Below are 18,505 nucleotides of genomic sequence, written 5' to 3'. Positions count from 1 at the left end.
CGCCGGGCGTCGAGATTTTCCGGAGAGGTCAATGGAGCTGGTCCTCAACGTGCTGCTGGTCATCACCAGCGTGCTCCTGATCGTGCTGATCCTGCTGCACCGCGGCAAGGGTGGCGGTCTGTCGTCGATGTTCGGTGGCGCCGCCTCGGCCTCGCTGTCCGGCTCGTCGGTCGTGGAGAAGAACCTCAACCGGCTGACCGTGCTCACCGCCGCCATCTGGGCCGTGTGCATCATCGGGCTGGGGATCCTGGTCAAGGTCGCCGCCTGACCCGTGCTCGTTCCGCCGTCGCGGGTCCGAGACGTGTTCGCAGCGAAATCGTGACCGATATCGCCCCCTCCAGGTTCTAGACTTCCGGCGCGGTGGCCTGCCACCGCGACCCGGAGCGACGATCAGGGGGCACACGTGGCTGGTGGCAACGCGATCCGGGGTTCCCGGGTCGGAGCGGGTCCGGTGGGCGAGGCCGAACGGGGTGAGGCGGCGCCGCGGCGCCGGATCCCGTTCTGGTGCGCCAACGGGCACGAGACCCGGGTGGTGCTGGCCAGTGAGGCCGACGTCCCCGACTTCTGGGACTGCCCCCGGTGCGGCCTGCCGGCGGGGCAGGACCGCGAGGAGCCGCCGCCGGCCCCGCGGATCGAGCCGTACAAGACCCACCTGGCCTACGTCCGCGAGCGGCGCAGCGACGCCGACGGCGACGCGCTCCTGCAGGAGGCGCTGGACCGCCTCCGGGTGCGCCGCGGCGGCTGAGTCAGCTCTCGGCGCGCGGTAGCTCGGCGGCCGCGCCGGCGTCGAGGAGCCACCGGGTGGCCCGGGTGCCCCGCACCCCGGCGACCGGGATCTCCTCGGGGTCGGCGCCGGTCAGCGCCTTGGCCACGGCGGGGGCCTTGGCCTTCCCGGTCGCCAGCACCCAGATCTCCTCGGCGCTGTTGATCGCGCGGTAGCCCAGGCTCACCCGAGTGGGCGGCGGCTTGGGGCAGTCGCGCACGGCGAAGACGGGCCGGTCGTCCCGCACCGCGGGGGTGCCGGGGAAGATCGACGCGGTGTGCCCCTCGGGGCCCATGCCGAGCAGCAGCACGTCGAACCGGGGGAGCTCCTGCCCCTCGGCGGCGTACTCCCGCAGCTCGGCGGCGTAGTCCTCGGCCGCCTCCTCGGGGGAGCCGATGTCGCCGTCGGACGGCGCCATCGGGTGCACCCGGAAGTCCGGGACGTCCAGGGAGTCGAGCAGCGCCCGGCGGGCCTGGCCCTCGTTGCGCTCGTCGGAGCCGGCCGGGACGAACCGCTCGTCGCCCCACCACACGTGGACCTTCGTCCAGTCGACGGTCTCCCGCACCGGCTCCGCGACCAGGCCGGCGACGTGCTCAAGGACGGCGATGCCGATGCCTCCGCCGGTGAGGACCACCGACGCCTCGCCGTGCACCGCCTGCGCGGCGGCCAGCCGCGCGACGAGGGCCTCGGCGACGGCACGGGCGAGCCGGTCGGCGTCGGGCTCGATCACCACCTGCGGGGTGGGGACGTCGTCGGGCAGTCCGGCCGCGGCGCGGTCGCCGGGGGAGAGGCTCATGGCGCTTCCTTCCTGCTCTTCGCCCGCGGCGCCGCGGGGTCGAACCAGACGTGCTCGCGGACCGGCGCGCGGTCCGACAGCCCGCTCAGGCCGGTGGCCGCCTCCAGCGCCTCGCTGTACGGCTCGTCGGGGTCCAGTCGCCGCAGCTCCTCGCTGAGCAGGTCGCCCAGCACCCGCTCCGGCAGCGCCAGGGTCGAGTCCGGACGGTTGGGCTGGGAGATGATGGCCCCGCCCCGGTGGTCGGCCCGCACCACGACCCGCTCGTCCTGGTCCAGCTCCAGCGTGACCGCCTCGACGCCGCTCGGGCCGGCGTTCCGCGACCCGGCGACGATCTCCACCGAGCAGCCTCCGCGGGAGGAGAGCCAGCCGGAGAGCAGCTGGGCGGTGGCGTTGCCGGGGTCGCCCTCGATCCGTCCGCCGAGCACCCGCACGGCGTCGCTGCGGCGGCCGGAGACGGAGTCCAGCGTGGAGGTGAGCACCGCGCGCCAGGCGGTGCTGCGGGTCCAGGCGAGGTCGGTGTCACCGGGGGCGTAGTCCTCGGCCCGCACGCGGAGGGCGGCCTGGGAGTCCTCGGCCAGGGAGCTGTCGGTGATCCGGCGGTCGGCGAACACGCCCAGCGCGTCCGTGGCCATCCGCTCCGGCGGCGCCCCGTGCCACCAGGTGACGACGGGGGCGTCGGCGGCCAGCAGCGGCAGCACCACGGACTCGGCGTGCAGCGCCAGGCGTCCGTACATGCGCATGACCACTGCCTCGCCCGGGCCCAGCCGGCCGCCGATGAGCACCTCGGCGTCCAGGCGGGGGGCCGGCGCGTCGATCTGCCGGCGCACCACGATGAGCACCCGGCACGGGTGCATCTCGGCGGCGTGCGTCGCGGCCTCCTCGGCTTCGGCCACGCGGCTCTCGTCGGCGACGACGACCAGGGTCAGCGCGACACCGGAGAGGACCGCACCGCCGGTGCGTCGCTGGGCGGCCAGCTCCTTCACCACGGCCGAGCCGGTGGTGTCCCACAGCGTCGTCACGGGTTCTCCTCGGTCCGGAGCGGGCAGGTCGGCACGGCGGTCACGGTCGCCGCCAGCGGCGGCCCTCGGCGGCCAGCATCTCCTCGGCGGCGCGGGGACCCCACTCGCCGGCGCGGTACGAGTGCGGCTCGGTGCCCTGCCAGTAGTCCTCCAGCGGGTCGATCACCGCCCAGGACGCCTCGACCTCGGCGTTGCGGGGGAACAGCGTCGCGTCGCCGAGGAGCACGTCGAGCAGCAGCCGCTCGTAGGCCTCCGGGCTGGACTCGGTGAACTGCTCGCCATACAGGAAGTCCATCGACACGTCGCGGACCTCCATGACGCTGCCCGGGACCTTGGACCCGAACTTGAGGGTGACCCCCTCGTCGGGCTGCACGCGGACGACGAGCTGGTTGTTGCCCAGCTCCTCGGTGTCGGTGTCGGCGAACGGCAGGTGGGGGGCGCGCTTGAAGACCAGCGCGATCTCGGTGACCCGGCGGGGGAGGCGCTTGCCGGCCCGGAGGTAGAAGGGGACCCCGGCCCAGCGGCGGGTCTCCACCCCGAGGCGGACGGCGGCGAAGGTCTCGGTCGTCGACGCGGGGTCCACGCCCTCCTCCTGCCGGTACCCGCTGACCCGCTGGCCGGCCAGCCAGCCCTGCTCGTACTGCCCGCGGACGGCGAAGGTGTCCAGGTCCTCGGGGAGCGAGATGGCGCGCAGCACCTTGAGCTTCTCGGTCCGGATCTCCTCGGCGGAGAACTCGACCGGCTCCTCCATGGCGGTCAGCGCGAGCAGCTGCAGCAGGTGGTTCTGCAGCACGTCGCGGGCGGCGCCGGTCTTCTCGTAGAACCCGGCCCGGCCGCCGATGCCGACGTCCTCGGCCATGGTGATCTGCACCGAGTCGACGTTGTGACCGTTCCAGATCGGCTCGAAGAGGGTGTTGGCGAACCGCAGCGCCATCAGGTTCTGGACGGTCTCCTTGCCCAGGTAGTGGTCGATGCGGAAGACGTCGTCGGCGGTGAAGACCGAGTCCACCAGCGCGTTCAGCTCGCGGCTGGACTCCAGGTCGGTGCCGAACGGTTTCTCCACGACGACGCGGCGCCAGCGGTCGGGGGTGCTGTCGGCCATGCCGGTGCGCTGCATCTGCTTGAGCACGACCGGGAACATCGACGGCGGGATGGAGAGGTAGAAGGCCGCGTTGCCGCCGATGCCGTGGCTGCCCTCGAGCTCGGACAGGTGCTCGGCCAGCTCGTCGAAGGCGTTGTCGTCGTCGAAGCTGCCCTGGACGAAGCGGACGGTGGTGGCCAGGCGTTCCCAGACCTCCTCGCGCCACGGGGTGCGGGCGTTCTGCCGGGCGGCGTCGCGCGCCAGCTCGGCGAACTCGGTGTCGCCCCAGTCGCGGCGGGCGAAGCCCAGCAGTGCGAAGTTCGTGGGGAGCAGCCCGCGGTTGGCCAGGTCGTAGACGGCCGGCAGCAGCTTCTTGCGCGCCAGGTCCCCGGTGATGCCGAAGACCACCAGGGCGCAGGGTTCGGGCACCCGGGGCAGCCGCCGGTCCCGCGGATCACGCAGCGGGTTGGGGATCATCTTCCGTCCTCGTGGTCGGGGTGTCCCGCCGTCCGGCCCCGGGAGGCCGGACGGCGGGGGAGTACGCGCGTGGCCCCGGTCGAGGTGCGCCCGGGGACCACGCCGCCGGTCAGCCCAGCGCGTCGAGCAGTTGGCCGATTCCCGCTGCCCGGTCGACGAGGTGCAGGTGCAGCAGCGGTCGCTTCCGGTCGGCCAGCGCCTTGCGGTCACCGGCGGCCTGGGCAGCCTGCAGCATCCCGAAGGTGTAGGGCTGGTCGGGCACCGGCAGGTCCTCGGCGATCGCACCGGTGAGCTGCAGGAAGGCCCCGACCTGCGGGCCGCCCTTGTGGTACTGGCCGGTCGAGTGCAGGAACCGCGGACCCCACCCGAAGGTGACCGCGTGCTCGGTGCGCCGGGCGAACGCCGCCCGCACATCGGCGGCGGAGGCGTCCGCGAGCCGGTCCAGGTAGGCCATGACTGCCAGGTACCCGCGCGGGGGGATCGCGCCGAGCAGCGCGTCCAGGGCCAGCCGGAGACCGTCGGTGGCGGAGAGGTCGACCCCGTCGAGCAGGCCGTTGCCGCCGTGGATCTGCACCGCGCCGACCGTCGCCAGCGGCTGCTCGTCGGGCAGGCCCGACGACAGGATGGCCTGGGTGTTCTCCTTGCTCTCGGTGACGTTCGGCTGGTCGAACGGGTTGATCCCGAGCACCCGCCCGGCCACCGCGGTCGCGTACTCCCAGCCGAGGAACTGCGCACCCAGCGGGCCCGTGACGCCCACCGAGGGCGCCTGCGAGGGGGCGTGGTCGCCGACGACGGCGAGCAGCACGTCCGCCGCCGAGGCGCCGGGCGCGTCGACCGACTCCAGGACGACCGGGAGGATGCCCCGCGCCTCCTTGCCGGTGGACTCCGCGATCAGCTGCTCGGCCCAGTCGCCGAAGCCCTGGATCGGGGCGGTGCCCGCGTCGGCCAGCGCGAGCTTGTCGCGGCCGGCCTGGAAGCCGGCGCCCATGGCGATGCCGAGCTGCATCGCCGGATTGTCCGGATCGGCCAGGTGCTCGGCGAGCTCCTCGGCCTCGTCGACCAGCGCGCCGACGTCGGCCCCGGCCAGCGCGGAGGGCACCAGCCCGAACGCGGAGAGCGCGCTGTAGCGACCGCCGACCGTGGGGTCGGCGAGGAACACCGCCCGAGCACCCATGGCGGCCGCGGTCTCGGCCAGCGGGGAACCGGGGTCGGTGACGACGACGAAGCGGCGGCCGATCTGCTCCTCGTCCAGCCCCGCTGCGGCGAAGCCACCGATGAACGCGCGCCGCTGGCTCTCGGTCTCCACGGTGCCGCCGGACTTGGAGCTGACCACCACGACGGTGCGCTCGAGGTCGGTCATGGCGGCCGTCACCTGGCCGGGGTCGGTCGTGTCGAGCACGACCAGCGGCACGCCGGCGGTCCGGCAGATGACCTCCGGCGCCAGCGACGACCCGCCCATGCCGCAGAGGACGACGCGGTCGATGCCCTCGGCGGCGAGCTCGGCGCGCAGGTCCGCGAGCTGGGCGACCAGCGACCGCGACGATGCCGGGAGGTCCAGCCAGCCGAGCCGGATGGCGGCCTCGCTCTCGGCGTCCGGCCCCCACAGCGTGGCGTCCTTGCGGATCAGCCGCGCCGCGACGTCGTCCTGACGGAGCTGCGCCCGGATCGGCTCCGGGACCTCCAGGCCGGTGGAGCTGAACCCGAGGCTCACCGGCCCTCCTCGCCGGCGCTCGTCGGGCAGGCGACCCGGGCTGCTGTGGTCATCGGTGAACTCGCGAGCTCGTTCACTTCTTGTCCTCCAGCTCGGTGCGCACCGACTCGGTCAGCTCGTCCCACGAGTCGACGAACTTCTGCACGCCCTCCTCCTCGAGGACCCGGAACACGTCGTCGAGGTCGACGCCCGCGTCGCGCACCGCCTGCATGACCGACGTGGCGTCCTCGTAGGCCTTCTGCACCGGGGTGCCGGCGCTGCCGTGGTCGGCGTAGGCCATGAGGGTCTTCTCCGGCATGGTGTTGACCGTGCCGGGGGCGATGAGCTCGCTGATGTAGAGCGTGTCGGGCAGCTCGGGGTTCTTCACGCCGGTCGAGGCCCACAGCGGGCGCTGCGGGCGGGCGCCCTTGGCCTCCAGCGCCTTCCAGCGGTCGGACGAGAAGACCTCCTCGTACGCCTGGTAGGCCAGCTGCGCGTTGGCCACGCCTGCCTTGCTCTTGAGCTGCGCGTCGGCGCCCGCGGCGTCGAGGCGCTTGTCGATCTCGGTGTCCACACGGGACACGAAGAAGGACGCGACGGAGGCGATGCCCGACAGGTCGGCGTCGGGGTGCTCGGCCACCCGCTCCTCGAGGCCGGACAGGTAGGCGTCCATGACCTTGCGGTAGCGGTCCGGGCTGAAGATCAGCGTGACGTTGACGCTGATGCCCTGCGCGATGGACGACTGGATGGCCGGCAGACCGGCCTCGGTCGCCGGGATCTTGATGTAGAGGTTGGGCCGGTCGACCAGCCACCACAGGTGGGCTGCCTCGGCCGCGGTGGCGTCGGTGTCGTTGGCCAGGCCGGGGGCGACCTCGAGGGAGACCCGGCCGTCGCCGGGCTGCCGCTGCGCGACCGGCGCCAGCAGGTCGCAGGCGTCGCGGACGTCGGCCGCGGTGATCGTGCGCAGCGCCTCCTCGACGCTCACCTTGCGCACGGCCATCGCGTGCAGCTGGTCGTCGTAGGACTCCGAGCCGCTGATCGCCGCGGCGAAGATGGTCGGGTTCGTGGTGACCCCGACGACCGAGTGCTCGTCGACCAGCGACTGGAGGTTGCCGCTGCGGATGCGGTCGCGGGAGAGGTCGTCGAGCCAGACGGCGACGCCGGCGGCCGACAGCTCGGCCAGGTTCTCGTTCTGTGCCATGTTCAGGTCCTTCCGTGGATGAGGCTGGAACGGCCCCGGCGCAGGGACCCACGCCGAGCGTGCGAGGGGTGGGGGGCGCCGAGGTCCTTCATCAGCGGTCGCCGGTGGCCTGGGGGAGTCCGCCGGTGGCGGCCACCGGACCGGACGGGACCGCGGTGCCGCTGCGGGCGGCGTCGAGGCTCTCGCGGGCCGCCGCCACCACGGCCTCGTCGGTGAGCCCGAACTTCTCGTAGAGCACCGAGTACGACGCGCTGGCCCCGTAGTGGGTGAGGCCGACGATGCGCCCGGCATCGCCGACGAACTCCCGCCAGCCCATGGGCACGCCGGCCTCGACGCTGACGCGGGCGCGCACCGTCGGCGGGAGCACCTCGTCCTTGTAGGCCTGGTCCTGGTCGGCGAACCACTCGACGCAGGGCACCGAGACCACGCGGGTGGGGATGCCGTCGGCCTCCAGCCGCTCGCGGGCGGCGACGGCGATCTGCACCTCCGAGCCGGTGCCCAGCAGGATCACGTCCGGCGTGCCGGTGGAGGCGTCGGCCAGGACGTAGGCCCCGCGGGCGGTGCCCTCGGCCGAGCCGAACTCGCTCCGGTCGTAGACCGGCAGGTTCTGCCGGGACAGCAGCAGGCCCGCCGGGCGGTCGTTGTTCTCCAGCACCGTGCGCCAGGCGACGGCGACCTCGTTGGCGTCGGCCGGGCGGACGACGTCGAGGCCCGGGATGGCCCGCAGCGCGGCGAAGTGCTCGATCGGCTGGTGCGTGGGGCCGTCCTCGCCCAGGCCGATGGAGTCGTGGGTCCAGACGTAGGTGACCGGCAGCTGCATGAGCGCGGCCAGCCGCACCGCGCCGCGCATGTAGTCGGAGAAGGTGAGGAACGTGCCGCCGTACACGCGGGTGCCGCCGTGCAGCGCGATCCCGTTCATGACCGCGCCCATGGCGTGCTCGCGGACGCCGAAGTGCAGCGTGCGGCCGTAGGGCCCACCGGACCACATCTTCGTCTGGCGGTCGGCGGGCAGGAACGACGGTTCACCCTTGACCGCGGTGTTGTTGCTCTCCGCCAGGTCGGCCGAACCGCCCCACAGCTCGGGCAGCGCCGGGTACAGCGCGGCGAGGACCTCGCCGGAGGCCTTGCGGGTGGCCACGCCCTTGGGGTCGGCGTCCCAGGTCGGCAGCCGCTCCGCCCAGCCGTCGGGCAGGGTCCGGGTGCTCATCCGCTCCAGCAGTGCGGCGCCCTCGGGGTTGCTCTGCTGCCAGGCGGCGAACCGCTCGTCCCACGCGGTGCGGAGTTCCCGGCCGCGGTCGATCACGGAGCGCGCGTGGGCCAGCACGTCGTCGTCGACCTGGAAGGTGCGCTCGGGGTCGAGGCCGAGGATCTCCTTGGTGGCGCGCACCTCGTCCTCGCCGAGGGCCGAGCCGTGCGAGGCGCCGGTGTTCTGCTTGTTCGGGGCCGGCCAGGCGATGACCGTGCGCAGCACGATGATCGACGGCCGCCCGGTCTCGGCCTTGGCGGCGGCGAACGCGGCGTCCACCGCGGCCAGGTCCTCGCCGTCGTCGACGCGCTGGACGTGCCAGCCGTAGGCCTCGTAGCGCTTGCCGACGTCCTCGGTGAAGGCGACGGTCGTGTCGTCCTCGATGGAGATCTTGTTGTCGTCGTAGACGAGTACGAGGTTGCCGAGCTTCTGGGTCCCGGCCAGGGACGACGCCTCGGCGCTGACGCCCTCCTCCAGGTCGCCGTCGGAGGCGAAGACCCAGATGGTGTGGTCGAAGAGGCTCTCGCCCTCGGGGGTGTCCGGGTCGAGCATGCCGCGCTCGCGGCGGGCGGCCATCGCCATGCCGACGGCGTTGCCGACGCCCTGGCCCAGCGGGCCGGTCGTCGTCTCCACGCCGGGGGTGTGGTTGACCTCGGGGTGCCCGGGGGTCTTGGAGCCCCAGGTCCGCAGTGCCTGCAGGTCCTCCACCTCGAGGCCGTAGCCGGAGAGGAACAGCTGGACGTAGAGGGTGAGGCTCGAGTGCCCCATCGAGAGGATGAAGCGGTCCCGGGCGGTCCACTGCGGGTCGGTCGGGTCGTGCTTCAGCCACTTGTGGAACAGCAGGTAGGCGGTCGGCGCCATGCTCATCGCGGTGCCGGGGTGGCCGTTGCCGACGTTCTGGACGGCGTCCATGGCGAGCACGCGCGCGGTGTCGATGGCCCGCCGGTCCAGGTCGCCGAAGCCCTCGGGAAGAGTGGGGCGGGGCTGACGCGGGTCGCCGGTGGGGGAGTCGGTCGCGGCCTCGGCCGGAGCCTCCGCCTCGGTGCTGCGCGTGTCCATCTGGTCGGTGTCTCCCTCGAGTAGGCCTGACGGTGCACCCGGGTGGGCGGTCGACCGCCGGCGGACCGGCGTGGCCGACGGCGCCCCCGGGCCTGTCGTGGCCGGGGACGCGACCGGTGTCGTCGGTCCCGCCCCTACCCGCTGCACCCGCGGCATCAACGTGATCAACCCTAGTCATCGCAGGTTCCGGTGTGTGGCTGGCCGGGGACGGGGCCGGGGCTACAGTGGGAACGTTCCTCCCCCCGGTTCGAAGGGATCCCGTGGTGCCCTGCTGCCCGCGCGCGACCGCGCACGAGGGCACCCGGTGACGGCGCTGTCCGAGCGCTCCGCCGCCTCCGCTCCCGGCCTCGCCGGCCGACTCCGCGCCCGCGTCGGCGCGTACGTCGGGCTCACCAAGCCGCGGATCATCGAGCTGCTCCTGATCACCACGGTGCCGGCGATGATGCTGGCCGACCGCGGCTGGCCGTCGTGGACGCTCCTGCTGAGCACGCTCGTCGGCGGGACGCTGGCCGCGGGTGCCGCCAACGTCTTCAACTGCTGGTACGACCGCGACATCGACCGGTTGATGAACCGCACGCAGAAGCGGCCGCTGGTCACCGGTGCGGTCACGCCCCGGGCGGCGCTGGTCTTCGGCGTCGTCCTGACGGTGGCCTCGATCGTGCTGCTGGCGCTGACCACCACGCCGCTGGCCGCGGCGCTGGCCGCGGGGGCGATCTTCTACTACGCCGTCCTCTACACGATGGTGTTCAAGCGCTACACCCGGCGCAGCACCGAGTTCGGCGGCGTGCCCGGCGCGGCCCCCGTGCTCATCGGGTGGGCCGCGGTCACCGGGTCCCTGGACTGGCCGGCGATCGTGGTCTTCGGCGTCGTCTTCTGCTGGCAGATGCCGCACTTCTGGGCGCTGGCGCTGCGGTTCAAGGACGACTACGCGCGGGCCGACGTGCCGATGCTGCCGGTCGTCACCACCGCGCGGTCGGTAGGCCTGCAGACCGTCGCCTGGACCTGGGTGACCGTCGCGGTCTCGCTGTCGCTCTGGCCGGTGGCCGCCGACTACGGCATCGGGCTGGGCTACACGGTCGCGGCCGCGGTCCTCGGCGGCTGGTTCCTGGTCGAGGCGCACCGCCTGCTGCGCCGGATCAACGCCGGCGGCGAGACCAAGCCGATGCAGCTGTTCCACGTCTCGATCTCGTACCTGGCGCTGCTCATGGTCGCGATCGTCGTCGACGCCATCGTCTGAGAGAGGACCCCGTCCTCCCCACCCCTCGCGGGCTCGGGGCGGGCCCCTGGACGGGGCCGAGGAGCTCGATCGAACTAGGTTTCCCTCGTGCGTCGGGACCTCGCCAATGCGCGGATGGGGCAGCTGGTCGGTGCCGACGGCCGCACCTACTCGATCGGGGTGCCCCGCATCGGGCCTCCGGAGGTCGAGGCGTTGATCGAGGCGGGATGCCCCGTCGTCACGTACTACGCCGGTGGGCGGCTCGTCTGGCACGACGAGGACGACGCCTGGCCGGCGTGGGCGGACGCCCGCAGCGCCCCCGCGACGGTCACCGCCGGCCGCTGGGAGTCGCCCGACGGATCGCTCGCGGTCGTCCTCGTCTGGCACGAGTGACGCCTGGCTCCGGTCAGCGGGCCGCGTCGCGCGACCGCTTCCCGCCGGTGCGCCGGACCAGCACCACCGCTGTGACCGCGAGCAGCGCACCGGCCAGCTGCAGGACGGTCGCGGTTCCGCCCGGGCCCAGCGCCCCGAGCTCGGGGACCGCCGGGCCGTACCGGAACCGGCACGACGTCCGTCCCTGCAGTGCCGGCTCACCGACGGGCGTCGACGCCAGGGCGGTCGCGCAGGTACCCGGCAGGAAGGCGAGCCACCCGGCGAGGACGGCGGCAGCCACCGGCCACCCGGAGCGCGCCCGGAGCAGTGACGTGCCCAGCAGGGCGCCGAACGCGGTGCAGCCGATCAGCACCAGCGCCACCGTCGGCCAGCTCATCGGCCGACGGTAGCCACCGGACCGGCACGCGTGGCCCCTTTCGCCGCTCCGGTCAGCGGGTGGCGGCTGCCTGCGGCGCGGGGGCGTCGAGCGGCACGTCGGACGCGGGGCCGCGGACGGACCAGACGAGGCGGGCGGCGAAGGCGGTCGTGAGCACCGCGCCCAGCATGTGCAGCAGCACCAGGGCGATCGGCAGGTCGGTGAAGTACTGCACGTAGCCGACCACGCCCTGCGCCAGTTCCACGACGAGCAGGTCACGGGCGGCCCGGCGGACCCGGCCGGGAGCATCGGTCGCGTGCAGGGCGACCAGCAGCGCGACGGTGAGCCCGACGAGCAGGAAGACGACGTCGGCGTGCAGCTGGCTCATCAGCTCCGGGTCGAAGCCCATCCGGTCGCCGGTCGGGACGTCGTTCTCGTCGACGTCACCGCTGTGCGGGCCGCTGCCGGTGACGATCGTGCCCAGGACCAGCACCGCGGCGGTGGCGGCCGCGATGCCCCACGTCAGGAGCACGAACGGCCGGCGCAGCAGCGGTCGGCCGACGCCGGGCTCGCGCGAGCGCAGCCAGAGCGTGGTCGCGAGCGCCACCAGCCCCGCCGACACGAGGAAGTGCGCCGCCACGGTCCACGGGTTGAGCCCGGTGAGCACCGTGACGCCGCCGAGCAGGGCCTGCGCCGGGATGCCGAGGAAGGTCAGGAGGGCCAGCGGGCGCAGGTCCCGCCGGGCCGAGCGCCAGACGGCGACGACGGTGGCGATCGCGACCGCGGCCAGCACGAAGGTCAGCAGCCGGTTGCCGAACTCGATCACGCCGTGGCCGGCCAGCTCCGGCGTGGCCACGAAGCTCTCGGAGGTGCAGCGCGGCCACGTCGGGCAGCCGAGCCCCGAGCCGGTCAGCCGCACTGCGCCGCCGGTCACGACGATCAGCCCGTTGGCGACGGCGTTGGCCAGGGCCAGCCGGGAGATGGTGGTCGCGGAGAAGGCGGCGGGCAGCAGCGGCACGGACCGATGTTAGGCGCTGGAGCGGGGCGGATCGGCCGTCGAGGGCCCATGGCGGCCGCCGCTCCGTGAGCCTGCTCACGGAAGGGTCCCGGAGGGTCCCCTTCTTAGGTTGACCTTGCTTGCGGCCCCTCCGAAATAGGACACACTCGTGTTGTGGAATCCCTCGTGGCGCAGCCCCGGCCGTCGGCGACAGCCGACGACGGGCGGACCCGCGACCGCGTCACGTCCCTGCTCCTCGAGCACGGGCCGCAGACCGCCACGGAACTCGCCGCCCGGCTCGGGATCTCGCCGGCTGCCGTCCGCCGCCACCTGGACGCCCTCCAGGCGACCGGCCGGGTCGAGGAGCGGCAGAGTCGCGACGCGCACCGTGGCCGCGGACGCCCGGCCCGCCGCTTCCACCTCACCGACGCCGGACGGTCGGCCTTCCCGCACGCCTACGACGACCTGGCGCTGACCGCGCTGCGGTACGTCGCCGCGGCAGGCGGCCCGGACGCCGTCCGCGCCGTCGCCGAGCAGCAGCTGGCCGGCCTGGAGGCGCGCGCGTCCAGCGCCGTCGAGCAGGCCGTGCAGGCGGCCGACGGCGCCCCGGTGGACCGCGCCCAGGCTCTCGCCGCCGCGCTCACGGCCGAGGGCTACGCTGCCACGGCCTCGGCGATCTCCGGTGGGGGGCAGCTCTGCCAGCACCACTGCCCGGTGGCGCACGTGGCGGCCGAGTTCCCCCAGCTGTGCGAGGCCGAGACCGCGGTGATCGGCCGGCTCGTGGGCACCCACGTGCAGCGGCTGGCGACGATCGCCCACGGCGACGGGATCTGCACCACACACCTCCCCGGGCCGCTGCGCCCGGGGAACAGAACCACCCCCGAACGCCCTGTACCAGGTGAGCGAGCAGCCGCGCGTCACGCGCGCACCGCACCGTCCACCAGCACCGCACAGACCAGCACCGCCCTCGTGAACGACCGGGAGAGGACGCCCGCATGACCAGCACCCAGCAGCCTGCCGTGCCGCTGACGCAGGACGAGCAGATCGACCAGCTCGGCCGCTACGAGTACGGCTGGGCCGACGCCGACGTCGCCGGTGCCTCCGCCCGCCGCGGGATCGACGAGGACGTCGTCCGGGACATCTCCCGCCGGAAGAACGAGCCCGAGTGGATGCTCGAGCGCCGCCTCAAGGCCCTCAAGCTGTTCGGCCGCAAGCCCATGCCCGACTGGGGCTCGGACCTGTCCGGCATCGACTTCCAGAACATCAAGTACTTCGTGCGCTCCACCGAGGCCCAGGCCGCCTCGTGGGAGGACCTGCCCGAGGACATCAAGAACACCTACGACCGGCTGGGCATCCCGGAGGCCGAGAAGCAGCGCCTCGTCTCCGGTGTCGCCGCCCAGTACGAGTCCGAGGTCGTCTACCACCAGATCCAGAAGGAGCTGGAGGACCAGGGCGTCCTCTTCCTGGACACCGACTCCGCTCTCAAGGAGCACCCGGAGCTCTTCCAGGAGTACTTCGGCTCGGTGATCCCGTCCGGTGACAACAAGTTCGCCGCGCTGAACACCGCGACCTGGTCCGGTGGCTCCTTCATCTACGTGCCGCCGGGCGTGCACGTCGAGATCCCGCTGCAGGCCTACTTCCGGATCAACACCGAGAACATGGGCCAGTTCGAGCGGACGCTGATCATCGTCGACGAGGGCGCCTACGTGCACTACGTCGAGGGCTGCACCGCGCCGATCTACAAGAGCGACTCGCTGCACTCCGCGGTCGTCGAGATCATCGTCAAGAAGAACGCGCGCTGCCGGTACACGACCATCCAGAACTGGTCGAACAACGTCTACAACCTGGTCACCAAGCGGGCCGTGGCCCACGAGGGCGCGACCATGGAGTGGGTCGACGGCAACCTCGGCTCCAAGGTGACGATGAAGTACCCGGCCGTCTGGATGACCGGTGAGCACGCCAAGGGTGAGGTGCTCTCGATCGCCTTCGCGGGCGAGGGCCAGCACCAGGACGCCGGCGCCAAGATGGTGCACGCCGCGCCGCACACCTCCTCGACGATCGTGTCGAAGTCGGTTGCCCGTGGCGGTGGCCGCACCTCCTACCGCGGTCTGGTCCAGGTCGACGAGGGCGCCTACGGCTCCAAGTCGACGGTCAAGTGCGACGCCCTGCTGGTCGACACGATCAGTCGGTCGGACACCTACCCCTACGTCGACGTCCGCGAGGACGACGTCTCCATGGGTCACGAGGCCACCGTCTCCCGCGTCAGCGAGGACCAGCTCTTCTACCTGATGAGCCGTGGGATGACCGAGGACGAGGCCATGGCGATGGTGGTGCGCGGCTTCGTCGAGCCGATCGCCCGCGAGCTGCCCATGGAGTACGCCCTCGAGCTCAACCGGCTCATCGAACTGCAGATGGAAGGTGCCGTCGGCTGATGTCGACCGAGAACGCCAGCATGACCGACCTCACCACGCAGCCGGCCACCCTCGCCTCGGAGCTCTTCGCTCCGGGTGTGGGTGCGCAGGCCGGCCCGCCGACCACCCCGGCGTCCGACACCGGCACCGCCGGTGACGTGCAGCCCGGCGCGCACTCGCACGGTGGCCCGACCCCGACCGGTTCGCCGGCGGAGCGCTTCACCTCCACCGACCCGGACGCCTTCGGCGTGCCCACCGGTCGCGAGGAGACCTGGCGCTTCACGCCGATGAAGCGGATCAAGCCGCTGCTCGACGGCGCTGACTCCGACGCGCGCCTCAGCTGGACGACCGACCTCCCCGAGGGCGTCGAGCTCACCCGCGCGGAGGCCGGCGACCCGCTGCTCAAGGGGCTGCCGGAGCCGGTGGACCGGCTGGCCGCCCTCACCCGCCAGCGGGCCGACGGCGCCGACGTCGTCCGCGTGGCCAAGGAGGCCCAGCTCGACCGGCCGGTGAACCTCGGCCTGGCCGGCACCGGTGGCGATGACGCAGTCGTCTGGGGCCAGCTGGTCGTCGAGGTCGGGGCGTTCGCGAAGGCGACCGTCGTGCTCGACCACACCGGCCTGGCCCGTTACTCCGGCGGCGTCTCAGTGCTCGTCGGCGACGGCGCGCAGGTCACCCTCGTGTCCGTGCAGGACTGGGCGCCGGGTGCGGTGCACGGCGGTCAGTACGACGCCGTCGTCGGCCGGGACGCCACCTTCAAGCAGGTCGTGGTGACCCTCGGCGGTGACCTGGTCCGCCTGGTCAGCAACGTGCAGTACGCCGGCCCCGGCGGCAGCGCGGAGCTGTTCGGCGTCTACTTCTCCGACGAGACGCAGCACCAGGAGCACCGCCTGTGGGTCGACCACGCGGTGCCCAACTGCTCCAGCAACGTCCTCTACAAGGGCGCGCTGCAGGGCGAGGGTGCACGCACGGTCTGGATCGGCGACGTCCGCATCCGCCCGTCGGCGACCGGCACCGAGACCTACGAGCTCAACCGCAACCTGGTGCTCACCGACGGCGCCCGCGCCGACTCGGTGCCCAACCTGGAGATCGAGACCGGCGAGATCGTCGGTGCCGGCCACGCCAGCGCCACCGGCCGGTTCGACGACGAGCAGCTGTTCTACCTCTGCTCGCGCGGCATCGACGCCGAGACCGCCCGCCGCCTGGTCGTGCGCGGCTTCTTCGCCGACGTCGTCCAGCACATCGGGGTCGACGCCCTGCAGGACCGGCTCATGGCCAGCATCGACACCCGTCTCGGCGCCCTCCCGGCCCTGGACGAGCAGCCGGTCGAGGTGGCCTGACATGGCCTTCGAGCGGATCTGCGCGCTGTCCGACGTCCCCGAGAACGGCTCCCTGCGGGTCGAGCTCGCGGACATCGACGTCGCCGTCGTCCGGTTCGAGGGTCAGGTCTACGCCCTGGAGGACCGGTGCTCGCACGCCGACGTCCCCCTGACCGACGGCGACGTCGAGATCTTCGACGGCGCCCCCACCATCGAGTGCTTCCTGCACGGGTCGTGCTTCGACCTGCGCACCGGTGAACCCACCAACCTGCCGGCCACCGAGCCGGTCGACGTCTACCCGGTCCGCGTGGAGGGAGAGGACGTGCTCGTCGACACCGAGAGCGACGGCCGCCTCCCGCTCGCGGCCGGTGAATGAAGGAGCGAGAAGACACGTGTCCGTTCTTGAGATCCGCGACCTGCACGTCAGCGTGGGCGAGGGTGACGACGCCAAGGAGATCCTCCGCGGCGTCGACCTGACCGTCCGCTCCGGGGAGACCCACGCGATCATGGGGCCCAACGGGTCGGGCAAGTCGACCCTGGCCTACTCGATCGCCGGCCACCCGAAGTACACGATCACCGGTGGCACCGTCACGCTCGACGGCGAGGACGTCCTCGAGATGAGCGTCGACGAGCGCGCCCGCGCCGGCCTGTTCCTCGCCATGCAGTACCCGGTCGAGGTCCCCGGTGTCTCGGTGTCGAACTTCCTGCGCACCGCCGCCACCGCCATCAAGGGCGAGGCCCCGAAGCTCCGCACCTGGGTCAAGGACGTCAAGACCGAGATGTCCGGCCTGGAGATGGACCCGGCCTTCGCCGAGCGCAACGTCAACGAGGGCTTCTCCGGCGGTGAGAAGAAGCGCCACGAGATCCTGCAGATGCGGCTGCTCAAGCCGAAGATCGCGATCCTCGACGAGACCGACTCCGGCCTCGACGTCGACGCGCTGCGGATCGTCTCCGAGGGCGTGAACCGCTCTCGCGAGGAGGGCGACATCGGCGTCCTGCTGATCACGCACTACACACGGATCCTGCGCTACATCAAGCCGGACTTCGTGCACGTCTTCGTCAACGGCAAGGTCGTCGAGGAAGGCGGCTCCGAGCTGGCCGACAAGCTGGAGAACGAGGGCTACGCGTCCTACGTCAAGACCGCGGAGGTCGCGCAGGCATGACCCAGACCGTCTCGCGTCCCGGAGCCGGGGCGCAGCAGGTGCCCCTGCCTCTGGACGTCGAGGCGATCCGGGCGGACTTCCCGATCCTGACGCGCACCGTCCGCGACGGGAAGCGGCTGGTCTACCTCGACTCCGGCGCCACCTCGCAGAAGCCGCGCCAGGTGCTCGACGCCGAGCGCTGGTTCTACGAGAACGTCAACGCCGCGCCGCACCGGGGGGCCCACCAGCTCGCCGAGGAGGCGACCGGTGCCTACGAGGAGGCCCGCGCGAAGATCGGCGCGTTCATCGGTGCGCCGGAGAACGAGATCGTCTTCACCCGGAACACCACCGAGGCGATCAACCTCGTGGCCTACGCGCTCTCCAACGCCGCCACCGCGAAGGAGCCGGAATTCCGGACCTACGCCGTCGGCCAGGGTGACGAGATCGTGGTCACCGAGATGGAGCACCACGCGAACCTGCTGCCCTGGCAGCAGCTGTGCGAGCGAACCGGGGCGACCCTGCGCTGGCTCGGGCTGACCGACGACGGCCGGCTGGACCTGTCCGACCTCGACACCGTGGTCAACGAGCGCACCAAGCTCGTCTCGGTCACCCAGCAGTCGAACATCCTCGGCACGATCAACCCGCTCGGCGAGATCATCGCCCGGGCGCACGAGGTCGGCGCGCTGGTGATGGTCGACGGCGCGCAGTCGGTGCCGCACCAGCCGATCGACGTGGCCGAGCTCGGCGCGGACTTCCTGGTGTTCTCCGGGCACAAGATGCTCGGGCCCACCGGCGTCGGCGTGCTCTGGGGCCGCTACGAGGTGCTGGACAAGCTGCCCCCGTTCCTCACCGGCGGCTCGATGATCGAGGTCGTGCGCATGGAGCACTCCACCTTCATGCCCCCGCCGCAGCGCTTCGAGGCCGGCGTGCCCATGACCGCCCAGGTCATCGGGCTGGCGGCCGCCGTCGACTACCTGCAGGCCCTCGGCATGGACAAGGTCGAGGCGCACGAGTTGGCGCTCACCGGCTACGCCCTGGCGAAGCTCGCCGAGATCCCCGGCGTCACCGTGATCGGCCCGCCCGACACCGTGGCCCGCGGCGGAGCGATCTCCTTCACCGTCGAGGGCATCCACCCGCACGACGTCGGCCAGGTGCTCGACGACTCCGGCATCGCCGTCCGCGTGGGGCACCACTGCGCGTGGCCGGTCGTCCGGCGCTACGGCGTCCCGGCGACGACCCGCGCCACGTTCTACGTGCACACCGGGTACGACGACATCGACGCGCTGGCCGACGGAATTCGCACGGCCCAGAAGTTCTTCGGAACTGTGTGAGGCGCATCT

The 18,505-nt window shown here is 72.6% G+C and carries 18 protein-coding genes; 10 read left to right on the top strand and 8 right to left on the bottom strand.

Features of this window, described 5'->3' with window-relative positions; translation table 11 throughout:
- The first annotated feature begins 31 nt into the window (after window positions 1–31).
- A complete protein-coding gene (secG, locus tag GCU60_RS05240) occupies window positions 32–268 on the top strand; it encodes a preprotein translocase subunit SecG (protein ID WP_163202866.1) in 237 nt (78 codons plus the stop codon).
- Between the two features lie 135 nt (window positions 269–403).
- Complete coding sequence (locus GCU60_RS05235) at window positions 404–745, top strand: RNA polymerase-binding protein RbpA (RefSeq protein ID WP_163202864.1); 342 nt, start codon at window positions 404–406, stop codon at window positions 743–745.
- Between the two features lies 1 nt (window position 746).
- Here the strand turns inward: GCU60_RS05235 and pgl are convergent, their stop codons facing one another.
- From pgl to tkt, 6 genes are all read right to left on the bottom strand, one after another.
- On the bottom strand, window positions 747–1,559 hold the full coding sequence (gene pgl / locus GCU60_RS05230; protein WP_163202861.1) for a 6-phosphogluconolactonase: 813 nt from the start codon (window positions 1,557–1,559) through the stop codon (window positions 747–749).
- Entirely contained in the window at window positions 1,556–2,578 is a 1,023-nt protein-coding gene (locus GCU60_RS05225; RefSeq protein ID WP_163202859.1) for a glucose-6-phosphate dehydrogenase assembly protein OpcA, read from the bottom strand. Before GCU60_RS05225 ends, pgl begins: the two co-directional genes overlap by 4 nt.
- 40 nt (window positions 2,579–2,618) lie before the next feature.
- Complete coding sequence (gene zwf / locus GCU60_RS05220; RefSeq protein ID WP_163202857.1) at window positions 2,619–4,136, bottom strand: glucose-6-phosphate dehydrogenase; 1,518 nt, start codon at window positions 4,134–4,136, stop codon at window positions 2,619–2,621.
- 109 nt (window positions 4,137–4,245) lie between these two features.
- Entirely contained in the window at window positions 4,246–5,847 is a 1,602-nt protein-coding gene (locus tag GCU60_RS05215; RefSeq protein WP_345770406.1) for a glucose-6-phosphate isomerase, read from the bottom strand.
- A 73-nt stretch (window positions 5,848–5,920) separates the two neighbouring features.
- On the bottom strand, window positions 5,921–7,027 hold the full coding sequence (gene tal / locus GCU60_RS05210; protein ID WP_163202855.1) for a transaldolase: 1,107 nt from the start codon (window positions 7,025–7,027) through the stop codon (window positions 5,921–5,923).
- Window positions 7,028–7,118: 91 nt separating this feature from the next.
- Window positions 7,119–9,332: a transketolase gene (gene tkt / locus GCU60_RS05205; RefSeq protein ID WP_163202853.1), complete on the bottom strand. Its 2,214-nt coding sequence runs from the start codon at window positions 9,330–9,332 to the stop codon at window positions 7,119–7,121.
- A gap of 304 nt (window positions 9,333–9,636) precedes the next feature.
- Between tkt and GCU60_RS05200 the strand changes: the two genes are divergently transcribed.
- Together GCU60_RS05200 and GCU60_RS05195 are read left to right on the top strand one after the other, a co-directional pair.
- Window positions 9,637–10,569: a heme o synthase gene (locus GCU60_RS05200; protein WP_345770405.1), complete on the top strand. Its 933-nt coding sequence runs from the start codon at window positions 9,637–9,639 to the stop codon at window positions 10,567–10,569.
- Between the two features lie 87 nt (window positions 10,570–10,656).
- Complete coding sequence (locus tag GCU60_RS05195) at window positions 10,657–10,941, top strand: hypothetical protein (RefSeq protein ID WP_163202851.1); 285 nt, start codon at window positions 10,657–10,659, stop codon at window positions 10,939–10,941.
- 13 nt (window positions 10,942–10,954) lie between these two features.
- Here the strand turns inward: GCU60_RS05195 and GCU60_RS05190 are convergent, their stop codons facing one another.
- A complete protein-coding gene (locus tag GCU60_RS05190; RefSeq protein WP_163202849.1) occupies window positions 10,955–11,317 on the bottom strand; it encodes a hypothetical protein in 363 nt (120 codons plus the stop codon).
- Between the two features lie 52 nt (window positions 11,318–11,369).
- Entirely contained in the window at window positions 11,370–12,314 is a 945-nt protein-coding gene (locus tag GCU60_RS05185) for a COX15/CtaA family protein (RefSeq protein WP_163202846.1), read from the bottom strand.
- Between the two features lie 153 nt (window positions 12,315–12,467).
- Between GCU60_RS05185 and GCU60_RS05180 the strand changes: the two genes are divergently transcribed.
- The 6 genes from GCU60_RS05180 to GCU60_RS05155 are packed head-to-tail and all read left to right on the top strand — an operon-like array spanning window position 12,468 to window position 18,496.
- The gene (locus GCU60_RS05180) at window positions 12,468–13,292 is read left to right on the top strand and encodes a helix-turn-helix transcriptional regulator (RefSeq protein ID WP_345770404.1); all 825 of its coding nucleotides are present in this window, start codon (window positions 12,468–12,470) and stop codon (window positions 13,290–13,292) included.
- Complete coding sequence (sufB, locus tag GCU60_RS05175) at window positions 13,289–14,725, top strand: Fe-S cluster assembly protein SufB (protein ID WP_163202844.1); 1,437 nt, start codon at window positions 13,289–13,291, stop codon at window positions 14,723–14,725. Before GCU60_RS05180 ends, sufB begins: the two co-directional genes overlap by 4 nt.
- Complete coding sequence (gene sufD / locus GCU60_RS05170; RefSeq protein WP_163202842.1) at window positions 14,725–16,044, top strand: Fe-S cluster assembly protein SufD; 1,320 nt, start codon at window positions 14,725–14,727, stop codon at window positions 16,042–16,044. The genes sufB and sufD overlap by 1 nt, the downstream gene beginning before the upstream one ends.
- Window position 16,045: 1 nt before the next feature.
- Window positions 16,046–16,399, top strand: a complete 354-nt coding sequence (locus GCU60_RS05165) for a Rieske (2Fe-2S) protein (RefSeq protein ID WP_163202840.1) — start codon at window positions 16,046–16,048, stop codon at window positions 16,397–16,399.
- A gap of 16 nt (window positions 16,400–16,415) precedes the next feature.
- The gene (gene sufC / locus GCU60_RS05160; protein WP_163202838.1) at window positions 16,416–17,186 is read left to right on the top strand and encodes a Fe-S cluster assembly ATPase SufC; all 771 of its coding nucleotides are present in this window, start codon (window positions 16,416–16,418) and stop codon (window positions 17,184–17,186) included.
- Complete coding sequence (locus GCU60_RS05155; RefSeq protein WP_163202836.1) at window positions 17,183–18,496, top strand: cysteine desulfurase; 1,314 nt, start codon at window positions 17,183–17,185, stop codon at window positions 18,494–18,496. Before sufC ends, GCU60_RS05155 begins: the two co-directional genes overlap by 4 nt.
- The last annotated feature ends 9 nt before the right edge of the window (window positions 18,497–18,505 follow it).

It is taken from the genome of Blastococcus saxobsidens (assembly GCF_010682065.1).
GTDB classification, from domain to species: domain Bacteria; phylum Actinomycetota; class Actinomycetes; order Mycobacteriales; family Geodermatophilaceae; genus Blastococcus; species Blastococcus saxobsidens_B.
This window is presented reverse-complemented; position numbering and strand designations above follow the sequence as displayed.